A 15,065-nucleotide genomic window follows, 5' to 3' on the forward strand; every position below is an offset into this window, starting at 1 on the left:
GCCTTATTCGACGACGAGGGTGCCGCGCGCCTTCTCGTTGAACTCGTCGAAGAACTCGTAGCGGCCGGCCTTCTGCGCGCGGACGTTGACGACGGCCTCACCCTTCGACGGAATGACCTTCTCGACCTTGAGCGTCTTGCTCTCGAACTCCATCGCCTTGGCGGTGTTGTTCTTAACCTTGACGGTGATCGGCTTGCCGGCCGGTGCGCGCAGCTCGTTCGGCTGGAACGCGCCGTCATAGGTGATCTGGATTTCGGTGGCCTGCTGCGCGTTCGCGGCGGAGAGCGGCAGCATCGCGGCGGCGCAGAGCGTGGCGAGGGCGAAAGTCCTTGTCGTGAGCGAAGCAAACATGGATCGGCGTGTCCCCGGCTAAATGGTCAAAATCGATGGCAAGCGCAGGCTGCGCTCGCCCCGTCCTGCAAACCAAAAATCAGCGCTGGCGGCTAGGCTGCGCCCTCGCAAAAGGACTTACTCTAAAGCTATTCTAAGTTATGACGACACGCGGAAAGTGCTGTCACACCAGGGATCGCAGAGCGGCCGAGAGCCTTGTGCGGCGACACGCCGCAGCTTTCTGTGCTAAGGGCTGGACCACCGCCGGAGACCATCATGACCACGCCAACCGAACGCCCCGAAGCCACCGTCGATCCCAAGCTGCTGGAGATCCTGGTGTGCCCGCTGACCAAGGGGCCGCTCGAATTCGACGCCGCCAAGCAGGAGCTGATCTCGCGCTCCGCCAAGCTCGCCTATCCCATCCGCGACGGCATCCCGATCATGCTGCCGGAGGAGGCGAGGAAGATTGATTGATTGGATGCGGCGCATTGCGCGAGGGCCGCTCCAAACATTCGGTGTCATCCCGGCGGAGGCCGGGATCTACGCTCCGCTTCGCTGCGCTTATCCCTGATGGCGAGAGGAGGGAGTTGCGCTGGCCCGCCTTACAACGCCTCACCCTTCAACAGCCTCGGCACTTCGCCGGTGAGACCGGCGGCCTGGCGGATGAAGAGATTTTTGAGCGGCGGGGCGCGGTCGACGATGCCGAGGCCGATGTCGCGCACGGTGCGCAGAAGTGTCGACCTGTTGGAGAACAGGAAGTTCAGCGAATTCGTCGCAAGCCCCATCGCCATGGTGTCGAAACGCCGCCAGCGCTGATAGCGCTCGAGCACATCGCTCTGGCCGATATCCATGCCGAGCCGCGCGGCATCGACGACCACTTCGGCGAGCGCGGCGACATCCTTCAGGCCCATGTTGAGGCCCTGGCCCGCGATGGGGTGAATGACATGCGCGGCATCGCCGACCAGCGCGAGGCGCTCGGCGATGAAGGAGCGCGCCACGAAATAGGACAGCGGAAACGCGCGCGGCTTGTCCAGCGCCTTGATCTCGCCGAGATGCAGGCCAAAGCGCTGCTCGAGCTCGCCGTGGAATTCGTCCTCACTCAATGCCGTGATGCGCGCGGCCTCAGTGCGGCCCTCGGTCCACACCAGCGAGGAGCGCTTTCCCGTGAGCGGCAGGATCGCGAAGGGACCGGCGGGCAAAAAATGCTCCTCGGCGCGCCCTTCATGATCGCGCTCATGACCGACGGTGACGACGATGCCGGATTGATCGTACTCCCAGCCATGGGTGACGATGCCGGCGCGCTCGCGCAGCTTCGACTTCGCACCGTCGGCCGCGATCAACAGGCTCGCCGCGACCACGCTGCCGTCGCCCAGCGTCACGTCGATGCCGTCGGGGCGCGCGTCATAGGAGGTGACAGCGGTCGCCCGGAGATCGATGCCTTCGGCCTCGGCGCGCTTGACCAGCACGTCAATGAGCTGGCGGTTCTCGATCATGTGAGCAAAGGGCTCGCCGGGCTCGACATCGCCGGCGAAAGTCAAAAACACCGGACGCGTGGCGTCCTCCAGCTTGGAATCGGTCACGACCATGTCGAGGATCGGCTGCGCGCCGCCCTTGACGTCGTCCCAGGTGCCGATCGCCTCGAACAGCCGCCGGCAGGCCGCGACGATGGCGGTGGCACGCGGGTCGCGGCTCGGCCGCGTGGCGAGCGCCGGATCGGCGACGATCACCGGAATGTCGGGACCGAGGCCCTGGCGCAATGCGAGCGCGAGCGCGAGGCCCGCAAATGCGCCGCCGCCGATAACAATGCTACCCTGTACTGACATACCCTAGATCCCGGCTAACTCTTGGTCTTGCTAGCAGACTTGAGCTGGGCGAAACAGTGCGGTGAAACAAGGGCCGCAAGGCCTCATGCAGTCATTCCGGGACGCGCGACCCGAACTCGGGTTTACCCGAGTTCGGCTTGTTAAGTTAACCAAGTCGGCAACAGCCGACTTGGTTGGCGAACCCGGAATCCAGAGTTTTATCGGCTCGAGATTCCGGGTTCACGCTTCGCGTGCCCCGGAATGACGAAATCCTTCGAAAGTGCCACCATGTCCAAAAGCCTGATCGACCTCATCTCCATCCTCGATATCGAGCCGCTCGAGGTGAATTTGTTCCGCGGCAACAGCCCGAAAACGAGCTGGCAGCGGGTGTTCGGCGGGCAGGTGATCGGGCAGGCGATGGTCGCGGCCTGCCGCACGGTGGAGGGCCGGCTGCCGCATTCGCTGCATTGCTATTTCATCCTGCCGGGCGACCCGCAGGTGCCGATCATCTACCAGGTCGAACGGCTGCGCGACGGCAAGAGCTATTCGACGCGACGCGTCACCGCGATCCAGCATGGCAATGCGATCTTCTCGATCATGGTCTCGTTCCATGCCGAGGAGGAGGGCGCCTTCGACCACCAGGACAAGATGCCCGATGTGCCGCCGCCGGAGAAGCTGACGGCGGAGGAAGTGTCGAAGCAGCCGATGTTCCGCGAGATGCCGGACTTCATCCGCCGCTACTACGAATCCGACCGTCCGATCGAGCTGCGTCCGGTCGAGCTCGGCCGCTATTTCGGCCAGAAGATCGAGGACGGCCGCATTCACGTCTGGATCAAGACCGCAGCGAAGCTGCCGGACGATCCGGCGCTGCACATGTGCGCGCTCGCTTATGCCTCGGACTTCTCGCTGCTCGATGCGGTGATGGCGCGCTACGGCCGCACGCTGTTCGACAAGCGCATGATGCCGGCGAGCCTCGATCATGCGATGTGGTTTCACCGCCCGTTCCGCGCCGACGAATGGCTGCTCTATTCGCAGGATTCGCCGAGTGCGCAATCAGGCCGCGGCTTGACCCGCGGCCTGATCTTCAAGCCCGATGGCACGCTGGTGGCCTCCGTCGCGCAGGAAGGCTCCGTGCGCGAGCGGAAGAGCTGAGCGCTAAACCGACCCCTTCGGCACGAGCTCGGTCTGGGAGGCCAGCCAGCCCATCATCCAGCGATACATCCAGGGAATCGGGATGATGAAGCTGCAGAGGATGGCGGTCACGATCGCGCGCCAGAGAAACTCGAGGCCAGTGCCCTTGAAGACGATGTCGCGCCGTGTGCCCTCGATGTTGCGGCACATCCAGCGGATCTGGGCGACCATGACCCACGCCCAGCCGATGATGGTGATGAAGGAGATCGCCACCAGCAGGTTCCAGCCGATATAGATCCAGACCGGGCCCGTGAAGCTGAGGCCCATCGGCTGCCCGTTCGAGGCGAGGTTCGCGACCATCCATTTGAGGAGCAGCCAGGCCAGCCCGATCTCGACGATGGAGATCAGAGTGTTGAGCAACTGGATGCCGGTGAACCTGACCGCGATCACCAGAACGACGAAGCCGAAAAACCAGGGCACCAGCGTCATCGCATTGCCAGTGAAGCTGAGGTTCGGCCGTCCCGGAACCTTTACGCATGGCACAATCCACTGCAGGTACCAGACGAACACCCAGGGCGCGGGAATGACCAGCATCGAGCCGATCACCATGACGATGGTGCGCCAGCTGAACTCGAGGATCTCGAAATCGATCGAGGGCGAGGAGCCGCCGCCGCTGTAACCGCCGCCGCCATAGCCCCCGGCGGAGGCCATCGCAGGCGGCCCGCCTGCCGGAATGATCGGCGGCGCGCCGCCGCCAGCCATCAATCCCGGAATTTCGGCAGCCCTCTGCCAACCGGCCATGCCCTCGGTCCACACCAGTGTGTCGGCGCGGACCACGCCCTGGGCAATGAGATCGCGGAATTGCCCCTCCGGATAGGGCCCCTGCTGCTTGCCCTCAGATGCGTAGAACCAACTCGCCATGACGCGCCCCTTCCCTCAAACATACTTTTGTGCCGGCCGGGACGGTTCGGTTCACCGCATCCATGCCAAAAAATGCATTTTGGAGGAGGTCCGGCTGCTCTGTACAGGGGCGGCGGCCCTGGTTGCTTCAGCTTTTTCTCTCTTCAACCTGCAACATTTTTGTGCCATTTGCCCGGAAAGATGCCAGATTGACGCAGCGCCACCTGCGTATTGCGTGGCGAAGCTCCGGGGAAACAGGCCTGACCATGAAACTCGTCGTCGCGATCATCAAACCCTTCAAGCTCGATGAGGTCCGCCAGGCGCTGACGGCGATCGGCGTGCACGGCATGACCGTCACCGAAGTGAAGGGCTACGGCCGCCAGAAGGGTCATACCGAAATCTATCGTGGCGCTGAATATGTCGTGAACTTCTTGCCCAAGCTCCGGATCGAGATCGCGGTCCCCTCCGACATCGCCGAGAAGGCCGTCAACGTCATCACCGCGACGGCGCGCACCGGGCAGATCGGCGACGGCAAGATCTTCGTCACGCCGATTGACCACGCGCTGCGCATCCGCACCGGCGAGACCGACAGCGACGCGCTCTAATTCTTTGCTTCGAAACGCGCGAGCGACGCCGCCACAGCGTGCGTTTGATTTGCATGCTGGGGAAGGCCTCGACATTTCCCAGCAGGGTGAGGCGTTGCAGTAGGACCGTCCGCTGCCTGCGGGCACCGCAAGCACTGGAAAGCCTCGGATCGCTTCGGGCTTGCGCAACACATAAGTGTATGCTTATGTGTTGCCATGATCGAAGCCGACATCTTCAAGGCGCTGGCCGACCCGACGCGCCGAAAGGTCTTTGAAAAGCTCGCTGGCGGAAGCCTGAATGCCAGCGCTTTGCGCGACGGATTGGAGATCAGCCAACCGGCGATGTCGCAGCATCTCGCGGTTTTGCGTGAAGCAGGTCTCGTGCGCGAACAGCGGCAGGGCCGATTTGTGAACTACGAGGTCGACCCGGACGGCATCGCCACCATCGGAACATGGCTTGCCCGCTACCGCGCCTACTGGCCGAAGCGCATGGAAGCGCTCGGCGACCTGTTGAAGGACATGGATCAATGAGCGACGCAGCCAAGCCTGATCACGCCGACACAGACCTGGTGCTTGAATATGACTTCGACGCGCCGCCCGAAAAGGTCTGGCGCGCCGTGACCATTCCGGCGCTGCGCGAACGCTGGCTGCCGGATGCCGACCTGGTTGGCGCCGAGCCCGAATCATCGGTCGCCGGCGAAGAGGTGCGTTACCGGCTCCGCGATTCCGAGCCCCCGTTTCGAGAAAGCCACGTCACCTTCAGGATCGAACCGAACGAGGCCGGCGGCACCCGCTTTCGTATCATCCAGCAGTCCTGCGACATCCGCACGAACTTGCCGAAACCGGCCAACACCAATTGCTGCCTGATGCGCGCGGCGGCCTAACAACACAACGACTTCATCACCTGCAGACATGGAGGTCGCCGATGCGCGACATGCTTCAGCTCGTCCCTATGGTCGTCGAACAGTCCGCGCGCGGCGAGCGATCCTTCGATATCTACTCCCGGCTCTTGCGCGAGCGCATCATCTTCCTCAACGGCGAAGTCAATGATGCAATGTCAGGGTTAGTCTGCGCGCAGCTGCTTTTCCTGGAGGCGGAGAACCCGAACAAGCCGATCAATCTCTACATCAATTCCTACGGCGGCGTGGTCACCAGCGGGTTTGCGATGTACGACACCATGCAGTTCATCAAGGCGCCGGTTCATACGCTGTGCATGGGCACCGCGCGCTCCATGGGGTCGTTCCTGCTGATGGCCGGCGAGCCCGGTCACCGCGCCGCCCTGCCCAATGCGAGCCTCCACGTGCATCAGCCACTTGGCGGCTTTCAAGGCCAGGCGTCCGACGTCCTGATCCATGCCACTGAAATGCAGGAAACCAAGCGGCGCATCATCCGGCTCTATGCACGACATTGCGGGCGCCCCGAGCAGGAGGTGGAACGGACCCTGGACCGCGACCACTTCATGACCGCGCAGCAAGCGGTCGAATGGGGACTGATCGACAGGGTTTTTGCGGAACGCGACGCCGCCTGATCGAGGTCACCCGCAGCAACTCCTGATCCAGCTTTGCGGGGCTGCCGAGCTTCGTCCTGCTCTAGCGGGTCGCGCGATTCATGCCTTTGCGCGTCTCGCGTGGGCACGAATTGGAAGGCCTCGGCATTTCCCAACGCGGCGAGGCGCTTCGGTGAGCGCTGTCACGTACCTAAATACCGTTTTGTTGCCCGACACGTGAGCAACATTGTGTCGGTAGCCTGCCCTGCATTCGTTTTAAGCAGGCATGACTACGTTTTAGGCGCGACGTATTAGCGCAGTGCAGCGCGACACCCGTAAAGCGGGAAAAGTCTCGCATTCATAATCCGTTAGGCAACGCCATCGATCTGGCACGGCATTTGATTCTCAGGGCCCGGCTGTGCCCGCGGTGTGAAGCTTCTCCTCGTGGTGAACCAGTCGAGAACGCCCGGCCACGTCCGGACCGGGCCCAAGCGGGGATAGGACCCATGAAAATTGTTATGGCGATTATCAAGCCATTCAAGCTGGAAGAAGTCCGGGACGCCCTGACCGCCATCGGCGTTCACGGTCTCACGGTGACGGAAGTCAAGGGATACGGCCGGCAAAAGGGCCATACGGAAATCTATCGCGGCGCCGAATACGCCGTGAGCTTCCTGCCCAAGATCAAGATCGAGGTGGCCGTCGCCTCCGACCAGGTCGACAAGACCATCGACGCCATCACGTCGGCTGCGAAAACCGGACAGATCGGCGACGGCAAGATCTTCGTCATCAGCCTCGACCACGCGGTCCGCATCCGCACCGGCGAGGCCGACGCCGCGGCACTTTGATTTCGCGCTCAACCTTATCGAATCAGGAGAAAATGAAATGACGTTTAAGCGTCCCTATGGCGCGGGACTGGCCGCCCTCGCAGTCGGCATGTTCGCTGCGACCGCTGCCTACGCCGAGCCAACGGTCAACAAGGGGGATAACGCCTGGATGCTGACATCGACAGTGCTCGTGCTGTTGATGACGATCCCGGGTCTTGCGCTGTTCTATGGCGGTCTCGTCCGCTCCAAGAACATGCTCTCGGTTCTCGCCCAGGTGTTCTACACGGTCTGCGTCGTCACCGTGCTCTGGGCCCTCTACGGCTACAGCCTCGCCTTCACCGGCGGTTCCGACTTCATCGGCGGCTTCTCCAAGGCCTTCCTGATGGGTGTTACGACTGATTCGAAGGCGGCAACCTTCAGCGCCGACGTCAATATCTCGGAGCTGGTCTATGTCTGCTTCCAGATGACCTTCGCGGCGATCACGCCCGCCCTCATCGTCGGCGCCTTTGCCGAGCGCATGAAGTTCTCGGCGGTTGCGCTCTTCATCCCGCTCTGGGTCACGCTGATCTACTTCCCGATCGCGCACATGGTCTGGTACTGGGCCGGTCCGGACGCGATTTCTGCTGCGCTCAAAGCGGTAGAAACAGCGGCTGACGACACCGCCAAGAAGGCAGCTACCGCAGCATTCGAGACAGCCAAGACCGACTTCCTCGCCGACGCTGGCTGGATCTTCAAGAAGGGCGCGATCGACTTCGCGGGCGGCACCGTGGTGCACATCAACGCCGGCATCGCCGGTCTCGTTGGTGCGCTCCTGATCGGCAAGCGCACCGGCTACGGCAAGGAGCTGATGGCCCCGCACTCGCTGACCATGACCATGATCGGCGCCTCGCTGCTCTGGGTCGGCTGGTTCGGCTTCAACGCCGGCTCCAACCTGGAAGCCAACGGCGGCGCAGCCCTCGCCATGACCAACTCCTTCGTCGCCACCGCAGCCGCCGCGCTGTCGTGGATGTTCGCGGAGTGGATCGTGAAGGGTCATCCCTCGGTGCTCGGCGCGCTCTCCGGCGCGGTCGCAGGCCTCGTGGCGGTGACGCCGGCGGCCGGCTACTCCGGCCCGATGGGTGCGATCGTGCTCGGCCTCGTCGTCGGCATCGTCTGCCTGTTCTTCTGCACCGTGGTGAAGAACGCGCTCGGCTACGATGACTCGCTCGACGTGTTCGGCGTGCACTGTGTCGGCGGCATCGTCGGCGCCCTCGGCACCGGCATCCTGGTCAACCCGGCGCTCGGTGGCACCGGCGTGATGGACTACACCATCGGCAAGGTCGGGGAGTACGTTCTGGCCGACCAGATGATCGCCCAGGTCTGGGGCGTCAGCACCACGCTGGTGTGGTCGGGCATCGGCTCGGCGATCCTCTACAAGGTCGTCGACGTGATCGTCGGCCTGCGCGCCAATGTCGAGACCGAGCGTGAAGGCCTCGACATCACCGAGCACACCGAGCGCGCCTACAACATGTAACGCTCTCCTCCCGGGTGCGATCTCCCTCGGGGATCGCATCCAGAACTACGGTTTGGGCACATACCCGGCAATGCCCCGACCGTTGAGGGGCTCCAGCGCAAGTTGGAGCCCCTTTCTTTTTGCGGTGTCACAAAAGAAAAACTTGCCAAGCAAGCCGGCTAGCGCAGAAATAACGACCTCAACGAACAACAAAATGGAGGTCGTCATGCGTTTGGAAGGTGGATGCTATTGCGGCGAGGTGCGCTACGTCGCGGAGGGCGACCCGATGATGCAGGCGCAATGCCATTGCCGCGAATGCCAGTACATCTCTGGCGGCGAGCCCAACACCTTCATCGCGATGCCGGCGAACGGCTTCACCTACATCACCGGCCAGCCCAAGCAATTTACCCGCAAGGACCTCGAACGCGCGGTGACGCGGGAGTTCTGCGCCGAATGCGGCACCCACCTGGTGACGAAAGTGCCGGGGTTGCCGGCCGCGATCGTGAAGGTCGGCACGCTGGACGATCCCGCGCAGTTCAAGCCGCAGATCGCGATCTATACCTGCGACAAGCAGGAGTTCCACCAGATCCCCGCCGGCATCCCGACTTTCGAGAAGCTGCCACCACGCTAGACCGAGATGATTCTGGTTGAATCGGTGCGAGCCCAGGGCGCAGATCACCTCTCCCTACGGGAGAGGTGATCTCACGCGGCCACGAGCGCCCGCTCGTCGGCTTCGACGACGCGATCACGGCCGCGGCGCTTGGCAGCGTAGAGCGCGCGGTCGGCGATCCGGATCAGCTCGGCGAGCTCGGCATCGGCACAGGACACCGTGAAGCCGAGGCTGATGGTGACGCGCTCGAGATTCTCGCCGATCGGGATTTCGCGGGTCGCGCAGGTCGTGCGCAGCGCCTCCGCATGCCGTTCGGCCTGATCGCGAGTGACGCCGACCATGAGGCCGGCAAATTCCTCGCCGCCATAGCGCGCGACCAGCACGCCTTCGGCCCGGGCGAGCTGCCGCAGCACGTCGGCGACCTCGACCAGCACCTTGTCGCCGGCGTCATGGCCGAAGCGGTCGTTGATCGACTTGAAGTGATCGATGTCGCACAAGAACACGGTCACCGGCACGCTGCGCTTGCGTGCCGAGGTCAGCGCGAGCGCGGCCGCATCGTCGAAGCCGCGGCGGTTGAAGAGGCCGGTGAGCTGGTCGGTCTGGGAGATGCGCGCGAGCTCGCTGCGGGTCAGCGTCAGTTCCTGCATCAAGAGCCCCGAGCGATAGCTGAGCGCGGCGGACAGCGAGGCCGAGATTGCGGTCGCAATGCAGAGACTGAAGCCGATGATGTAGCCGACGCTCATCGTGGCGCTGAAATCAGTGCCGAGATGCAGCAGCAGCGTCGATGCGGTCATCACGATGGTCAGGCTCGCCGCGATCGCCGCGCGCCTCGCCGTGTGGCGAAGCACATCGCCATGTGTCGCAATCTGAATCGTCACGCGCCGCCCCCGCTTGTCGTCAGCAGCCATAACACCGGCGGCGCCAGCGAATCGCGAACACGAAAACCTTCTTGGAGGAGGGGGTTAACGATGGGCGACGGTCTTGCCTAAAATGCCGGGAAACGGAACCGTCGATGGACCGTATCTCCTTGTTAACGAGCGGCAATTATTCGGCTCTGGACGGGGGGACCGACCGATGGTTAATCGCGTCTTAACCTCGCCCTATCTATGGTGAACTGAACCGCTTCCGGCCGGTGCGACCTGCAACCGGCAGTTCCAAGAGTGCTGGCGCCCCAACGTATGGCTATGACCGCTTCATCCCGTGCGCCGCAGGGCAGTGGAAGCTCTGATACCGAACGCTCGCCCTTTGTCCGGCTGAACGAGCTGCTGGCTCCGCACCAGCCGGGCAAGCCATTGATTTCGCTCGCAGTTGGCGAACCGCAGCATCCGGTGCCTGACTTCGTCGGGCCGGTGCTGGCAAAGCACATCGCCGATTTCGGCCGCTATCCGCTGAACAATGGCATCGAGCCGTTCCGGAAAGCCGCCGCAAGCTGGCTCGGCCATCGCTTCAAGCTGCCGCGGCCGATCGATCCCGAGAGCGAGGTCCTCGTTCTCAATGGCAGCCGCGAAGGGCTGTTCTTCGCCGCGATCACGGCCGCGCGCTATGTCGGCCCGCGTCCCGGCAAGCCGGCGATCCTGATGCCGAACCCGTTCTATCCGGTCTATGGCGCCGGGGCCCGCGCAGCCGCTTGCGAGCTGGTCTACCTGCCGACGACGGTCGAGAACGGTTTCCTGCCCGACCTCGATGCGATCGACGAGACGACGCTGGCGCGCACCGTCGCCTTCTACATCGCCTCGCCCGCCAACCCGCAGGGCTCGGTCGCCTCGCGCGATTATTTCACCCGCCTGAAGAGCCTTGCCGACCGCTACGGCTTCGTCATCCTGAGCGACGAGTGCTACTCGGAGATCTATACGCGGGAAGCGCCCGGCAGCGCGCTCGAATGCGCCGGCCCCGACTTCACCCGCGTCGTCGCCTTCCAGTCACTCTCCAAGCGCTCGAACCTGCCGGGCCTGCGCGTCGGCTTCGCCGCCGGCGACAAGAAATTCTTGCGCCAGTTTCTCGAGCTGCGCAGCGTAGCCGCACCACAGGTGCCTGTGCCGCTCCAGCATGTCGCAACCGTTGCCTATGGCGACGAGGCCCATGTCGAGGAGAACCGCAGGCTGTACCGCATCAAGTTCGATCTCGCCGATCAGATCCTTGGCAACCGCTACGGCTATCGCCGGCCCGAGGGCGGCTTCTGCGTCTGGCTCGACACCTCGCCGCTCGGCAACGACCAAGCGGTGACCTTGAAACTCTGGAAGGAGGCCGGCGTGCGCGTCGTGCCGGGCAGCTACCTGGCGCGGCTCCAGCCGGACGGTTTCAATCCGGGCGCGGGCTTCATTCGCCTGGCGCTGGTGCAGAGCGGCGAGATCACCGCCGAGGCGCTGCACCGGCTGGTCGCAACGTTGGGTTAGGCGGATGAGCATGTCGGCAATCGAACGTGTCATCCCACTGGTCGCTCACCTGCCGCCGTCGATCCGTGACGCGCTGACGCGCCGCGTGCGCGAGCTGACCGGTCTTGGCCTGGTCGCGCTTTCCGGCGTCGCCGCGACCGCGCTGATGACGTGGTCGGTGCAGGATCCAAGTTTGAGCCACGCCACCTCGCGGCCGATCCGCAACATCCTCGGCTATGCCGGCGCGATCGGCGCCGATCTGGCGATGCAGATTCTCGGTCTCGGCGCGATCATGCTGATCCTCACCGTGGCGGTGTGGGGCTGGCGCATGATGACCCACCGCCCGTTCGATCGCGAGGCGCTGCGGCTCGGCTGCTGGATCCTCTGCACGGTGATCGCGGCGGGTTTTGCGAGCTGCTGGCCGCATGGCGGCGCATGGCCGCTGCCGACCGGCCTCGGCGGCGTGGTCGGCGACGCGCTGGTGCGCGCACCGGCCGTGATCTTCGGACCCGCAGGCGCCATCTATCGCATGGTATTCGGGACGATCCTGTTCGTCGCGATGGCCACGACGTTCCTGATCGCCTGCGGCCTCGGCGCGCGCGAGCGTGACGACGACGAGCTGACGCCGATCGAGGACGACGACACCCCGTTCGAGGAAGAGGGCGAGGATCGTGGCTCGGTGTCGCTTGGATGGCTGTTCCACGCGCTGATGAGCACGAAGGCGCGGATCGTCTGGCTGTGTAGTGCCGCCTATCGCTCACTGGTCTCGAGCGGGTCAAAGCCGCGCGCCGCGGCTTTCGATCGCCAGGAGCCCAGCCTCGGCGGCCGCGCCGCGCCCTCGATCTCGCCGCATGCCGAGGACGAGGAGTACGAGGAAGAAGAGGAAGAGAGCGACGGAGAAGAAGAGGAGGAGGTGCCGGCCGCACGCGCCCCGCGCAAGAAGGCTGCGCCGAAGGCCGCTGCCAAGAAATCCTCCGACAAGTTCGACCTTCCGTCCGTCTCCATGCTGGCCGCACCAAAGGCCGGCGATCGTCAGCCACTCAGCAAGGCCGAGCTGGAAACCAATTCGCGTTCGCTCGAAGGCGTGCTCGGGGATTTCGGCGTGCGCGGCGAGATCGTCAAAGCCAATCCGGGTCCGGTCGTCACGCTGTATGAATTGGAGCCGGCGCCCGGCATCAAGTCGTCGCGCGTGATCGGCCTTGCCGACGACATCGCACGCTCCATGAGCGCGCTGTCGGCGCGCGTCGCCGTCGTGCCCGGCCGCAACGCCATCGGCATCGAATTGCCGAACGCGCATCGCGAGAAAGTTTACCTGCGCGAGCTGCTGGTGGCGAAAGAGGCGACCGAAACGGTGGCAAAACTGCCGCTCTGTCTCGGCAAGACCATCGGCGGCGACCCCGTCATCATCGATCTGGCGCGCACGCCGCACATGCTGATCGCCGGTACCACCGGCTCCGGCAAGTCGGTCGCGATCAACACCATGATCCTCAGCCTGGTCTACCGGCTGCGCCCGGACCAGTGCCGGCTGATCATGGTCGATCCGAAGATGCTCGAACTCTCCGTCTATGACGGCATCCCGCATCTGCTCACCCCCGTCGTGACCGATCCGAAGAAGGCGGTGGTCGCGCTGAAATGGGCCGTGCGCGAGATGGAAGAGCGCTACAAGAACATGGCCAAGCTCGGTGTGCGCAACATCGACGGCTACAATGCGCGCCTGCTCGAAGCCAAGGGTAAGGGCGAGGAGATGACGCGCACGGTGCACACCGGCTTCGACAAGGAGACCGGCAAGGCGATCTACGAGGAAGAGAAGCTCGCGCTCGATCCGCTGCCCTACATCGTCATCATCGTCGACGAAATGGCCGACCTGATGATGGTCGCCGGCAAGGACATCGAAGGCGCGGTGCAACGCCTCGCACAGATGGCGCGCGCCGCCGGCCTGCACGTGATCCTCGCGACGCAGCGTCCGTCGGTCGACGTCATCACCGGCACAATCAAGGCGAACTTCCCGACCCGCATCGCCTTCCAGGTCACCTCCAAGATCGACAGCCGCACGATCCTGGGCGAGATGGGCGCCGAGCAGCTGCTCGGCCAGGGCGACATGCTCTACATGGCCGGCGGCGGCCGCATCAGCCGCGTGCACGGCCCGTTCGCCTCCGACGAGGAAGTCGAGAAGGTGGTGCGTCACCTCAAGACGCAGGGACAGCCGGAATATCTCGAAGCGGTCACCGCGGAAGAACCTGCCGAGGACGAAGACGGCGCGGTTTTCGACGCCACCGGCATGGGTGCGGATGGCGGCGGCGACCTGTTCGCGCAGGCCGTTGCGATCGTCAAACGCGACCGCAAGGCCTCCACCAGCTACATCCAGCGCCGGCTCCAGATCGGCTACAACCGCGCCGCCTCGTTGATGGAGCGCATGGAACTGGAAGGTATTGTCGGACCGGCCAATCATGCCGGCAAACGCGAGATTCTGGTCGAGGAAGAGGACAGCCATATGTGAGGCAAGGCGCAAAGCGCCGAACCGGGCCTCACAATGAGTTTTTCACGCAAAAACGATATCTGCTTTTGACCGAAACCACGGTAAAAGGGCGCCCAGCCACACAGGACGACGCTTTGACTGGAAATCCCGATATTCGATCCGCTGCCTGTTTCGCCGCGCGCAGCGCGCGGCTGGCGGGTGCGCTCGTCATCGCCGCCTCGATCACTGCCGCCAGCGCGACGTCGTTCGCGCAGACCGTGCCCGTTCCGAAACCCGCGCCGAAGGGCCGCGACGGCGGACAGATGAGCGGCGGGCCCGCCACGACCGGCGCCACCCAGACTCCGCCCAATCCGATCATTCCGGATCCGCGCCGCAACGTGCCGAGCAGCATCTTCCAGACTTTTGACGACAAGCAGAAGGCACAGGCCGCCAGGGTCAGCACCTATCTGTCGTCGTTGCAGACACTGGTCGGTAATTTCGTGCAGGTCGGGCCCGACGGCAGCAAGACGCAAGGCGACTTCTACATCCAGAAGCCCGGCAAGATGCGCGTCGAATACGATCCGCCCAGTCCGATCGACATCATCGCCGACGGATCCTCGCTCGTGGTCCGCGACCGCAAGCTCGCGACCCAGGACGTCTATCCGCTGTCGCAGACGCCGCTGCGCTTCCTGCTCTCGGACCGCATCGACCTGATGAAGGACACCAACGTCATCAACGTCAGCGCGGACGATCTCTTCATCAGCGTCACCATCGAGGAGAAGCAGGCGCTGATCGGCACCAGCCGCCTGCTGCTGATGGTCGGCGCCAAGGACGGCCAGCTGAAGCAATGGACGGTAACCGACCCGCAGGGCTACGACACCACCTTCGCGGTCTATAATCTCGACAGCACCAAGAAGCTCGATCCGAACATGTTCAAGATCGACTTCACCAATTACAACGTCCCGTCGCCGGGTTGAGCTCTTGTAGGGTGGGTTAGCCGAAGGCGTAACCCACCGCTTCTGTCGCCGCTGAAACCAAAGAGGTGGGTTACGCTTCGCTAACCCACCCTACGAAGCCAC

The 15,065-nt window shown here is 63.9% G+C and carries 16 protein-coding genes and 1 pseudogene; 13 read left to right on the forward strand and 4 right to left on the reverse strand.

From position 1 onward, the window contains the following. Positions 1 to 3: 3 nt before the first annotated feature. Positions 4 to 351 (reverse strand): cupredoxin domain-containing protein, encoded by a 348-nt coding sequence (locus tag YUU_RS0126365; protein WP_027525073.1) that lies wholly within the window; start codon positions 349 to 351, stop codon positions 4 to 6. Positions 352 to 606: 255 nt separating this feature from the next. Here YUU_RS0126365 and YUU_RS0126370 point away from each other — a divergent pair, with 255 nt between their 5' ends. Then, positions 607 to 804 (forward strand): Trm112 family protein, encoded by a 198-nt coding sequence (locus YUU_RS0126370; RefSeq protein WP_027525074.1) that lies wholly within the window; start codon positions 607 to 609, stop codon positions 802 to 804. A gap of 128 nt (positions 805 to 932) precedes the next feature. On the opposite strand, the gene YUU_RS0126375 is transcribed toward YUU_RS0126370, so the two are convergent. Then, a complete protein-coding gene (locus tag YUU_RS0126375) occupies positions 933 to 2,153 on the reverse strand; it encodes a ubiquinone biosynthesis hydroxylase (protein WP_027525075.1) in 1,221 nt (406 codons plus the stop codon). Positions 2,154 to 2,420: 267 nt separating this feature from the next. Between YUU_RS0126375 and tesB the strand changes: the two genes are divergently transcribed. Further along, positions 2,421 to 3,284 (forward strand): acyl-CoA thioesterase II, encoded by an 864-nt coding sequence (gene tesB / locus YUU_RS0126380; RefSeq protein WP_027525076.1) that lies wholly within the window; start codon positions 2,421 to 2,423, stop codon positions 3,282 to 3,284. A 3-nt stretch (positions 3,285 to 3,287) separates the two neighbouring features. Here tesB and YUU_RS0126385 read toward each other — a convergent pair whose 3' ends face one another. After that, a complete protein-coding gene (locus tag YUU_RS0126385; protein ID WP_027525077.1) occupies positions 3,288 to 4,184 on the reverse strand; it encodes a DUF4339 domain-containing protein in 897 nt (298 codons plus the stop codon). A gap of 245 nt (positions 4,185 to 4,429) precedes the next feature. On the opposite strand from YUU_RS0126385, the gene YUU_RS0126390 reads away from it, so the two are divergent. The 8 genes and pseudogenes from YUU_RS0126390 to YUU_RS0126425 all read left to right on the forward strand — a co-directional run bounded on the left by YUU_RS0126390 (position 4,430) and on the right by YUU_RS0126425 (position 9,180). Then, a complete protein-coding gene (locus YUU_RS0126390) occupies positions 4,430 to 4,768 on the forward strand; it encodes a P-II family nitrogen regulator (RefSeq protein ID WP_027525078.1) in 339 nt (112 codons plus the stop codon). A 195-nt stretch (positions 4,769 to 4,963) separates the two neighbouring features. Further along, a complete protein-coding gene (locus YUU_RS0126395) occupies positions 4,964 to 5,278 on the forward strand; it encodes a helix-turn-helix transcriptional regulator (RefSeq protein WP_027525079.1) in 315 nt (104 codons plus the stop codon). Further along, positions 5,275 to 5,631, forward strand: a complete 357-nt coding sequence (locus YUU_RS0126400; protein WP_027525080.1) for an SRPBCC domain-containing protein — start codon at positions 5,275 to 5,277, stop codon at positions 5,629 to 5,631. The genes YUU_RS0126395 and YUU_RS0126400 overlap by 4 nt, the downstream gene beginning before the upstream one ends. Positions 5,632 to 5,672: 41 nt before the next feature. Further along, positions 5,673 to 6,275 (forward strand): ATP-dependent Clp protease proteolytic subunit, encoded by a 603-nt coding sequence (locus YUU_RS0126405; RefSeq protein WP_027525081.1) that lies wholly within the window; start codon positions 5,673 to 5,675, stop codon positions 6,273 to 6,275. Between the two features lie 4 nt (positions 6,276 to 6,279). After that, positions 6,280 to 6,430 (forward strand): annotated as a pseudogene (locus YUU_RS62775) (ammonia channel protein); the annotation flags it as partial. Between the two features lie 309 nt (positions 6,431 to 6,739). Further along, positions 6,740 to 7,078, forward strand: a complete 339-nt coding sequence (locus YUU_RS0126410) for a P-II family nitrogen regulator (RefSeq protein ID WP_027525082.1) — start codon at positions 6,740 to 6,742, stop codon at positions 7,076 to 7,078. Positions 7,079 to 7,115: 37 nt separating this feature from the next. After that, positions 7,116 to 8,570: an ammonium transporter gene (locus tag YUU_RS0126415; RefSeq protein WP_027525083.1), complete on the forward strand. Its 1,455-nt coding sequence runs from the start codon at positions 7,116 to 7,118 to the stop codon at positions 8,568 to 8,570. 205 nt (positions 8,571 to 8,775) lie between these two features. Further along, positions 8,776 to 9,180 (forward strand): GFA family protein, encoded by a 405-nt coding sequence (locus YUU_RS0126425; protein WP_027525084.1) that lies wholly within the window; start codon positions 8,776 to 8,778, stop codon positions 9,178 to 9,180. Between the two features lie 71 nt (positions 9,181 to 9,251). Here YUU_RS0126425 and YUU_RS0126430 read toward each other — a convergent pair whose 3' ends face one another. Beyond that, entirely contained in the window at positions 9,252 to 10,037 is a 786-nt protein-coding gene (locus tag YUU_RS0126430) for a GGDEF domain-containing protein (RefSeq protein ID WP_027525085.1), read from the reverse strand. Positions 10,038 to 10,337: 300 nt separating this feature from the next. Between YUU_RS0126430 and YUU_RS0126435 the strand changes: the two genes are divergently transcribed. From YUU_RS0126435 to YUU_RS0126445, 3 genes are all read left to right on the forward strand, one after another. Beyond that, positions 10,338 to 11,552 (forward strand): aminotransferase class I/II-fold pyridoxal phosphate-dependent enzyme, encoded by a 1,215-nt coding sequence (locus YUU_RS0126435; RefSeq protein WP_027525086.1) that lies wholly within the window; start codon positions 10,338 to 10,340, stop codon positions 11,550 to 11,552. Positions 11,553 to 11,556: 4 nt separating this feature from the next. Then, positions 11,557 to 14,028, forward strand: a complete 2,472-nt coding sequence (locus YUU_RS0126440; protein ID WP_027525087.1) for a DNA translocase FtsK — start codon at positions 11,557 to 11,559, stop codon at positions 14,026 to 14,028. A 170-nt stretch (positions 14,029 to 14,198) separates the two neighbouring features. Further along, positions 14,199 to 14,963, forward strand: coding sequence for an outer membrane lipoprotein carrier protein LolA (locus tag YUU_RS0126445; protein WP_027525088.1), 765 nt, complete (start codon positions 14,199 to 14,201; stop codon positions 14,961 to 14,963). Positions 14,964 to 15,065 lie beyond the last annotated feature (102 nt).

The organism is Bradyrhizobium sp. Ec3.3 (assembly GCF_000472925.1).
Lineage (GTDB): Bacteria > Pseudomonadota > Alphaproteobacteria > Rhizobiales > Xanthobacteraceae > Bradyrhizobium.

Bases quoted from the DNA above. Each gene is read 5' to 3' on its own strand.
- YUU_RS0126365 (WP_027525073.1), bottom strand. From the start codon at position 351: ATGTTTGCTTCGCTCACGACAAGGACTTTCGCCCTCGCCACGCTCTGC.
- YUU_RS0126370 (WP_027525074.1), top strand. From the start codon at position 607: ATGACCACGCCAACCGAACGCCCCGAAGCCACCGTCGATCCCAAGCTG.
- YUU_RS0126375 (WP_027525075.1), bottom strand. From the start codon at position 2,153: ATGTCAGTACAGGGTAGCATTGTTATCGGCGGCGGCGCATTTGCGGGC.
- tesB (WP_027525076.1), top strand. From the start codon at position 2,421: ATGTCCAAAAGCCTGATCGACCTCATCTCCATCCTCGATATCGAGCCG.
- YUU_RS0126385 (WP_027525077.1), bottom strand. From the start codon at position 4,184: ATGGCGAGTTGGTTCTACGCATCTGAGGGCAAGCAGCAGGGGCCCTAT.
- YUU_RS0126390 (WP_027525078.1), top strand. From the start codon at position 4,430: ATGAAACTCGTCGTCGCGATCATCAAACCCTTCAAGCTCGATGAGGTC.
- YUU_RS0126395 (WP_027525079.1), top strand. From the start codon at position 4,964: ATGATCGAAGCCGACATCTTCAAGGCGCTGGCCGACCCGACGCGCCGA.
- YUU_RS0126400 (WP_027525080.1), top strand. From the start codon at position 5,275: ATGAGCGACGCAGCCAAGCCTGATCACGCCGACACAGACCTGGTGCTT.
- YUU_RS0126405 (WP_027525081.1), top strand. From the start codon at position 5,673: ATGCGCGACATGCTTCAGCTCGTCCCTATGGTCGTCGAACAGTCCGCG.
- YUU_RS0126410 (WP_027525082.1), top strand. From the start codon at position 6,740: ATGAAAATTGTTATGGCGATTATCAAGCCATTCAAGCTGGAAGAAGTC.
- YUU_RS0126415 (WP_027525083.1), top strand. From the start codon at position 7,116: ATGACGTTTAAGCGTCCCTATGGCGCGGGACTGGCCGCCCTCGCAGTC.
- YUU_RS0126425 (WP_027525084.1), top strand. From the start codon at position 8,776: ATGCGTTTGGAAGGTGGATGCTATTGCGGCGAGGTGCGCTACGTCGCG.
- YUU_RS0126435 (WP_027525086.1), top strand. From the start codon at position 10,338: ATGGCTATGACCGCTTCATCCCGTGCGCCGCAGGGCAGTGGAAGCTCT.
- YUU_RS0126440 (WP_027525087.1), top strand. From the start codon at position 11,557: ATGAGCATGTCGGCAATCGAACGTGTCATCCCACTGGTCGCTCACCTG.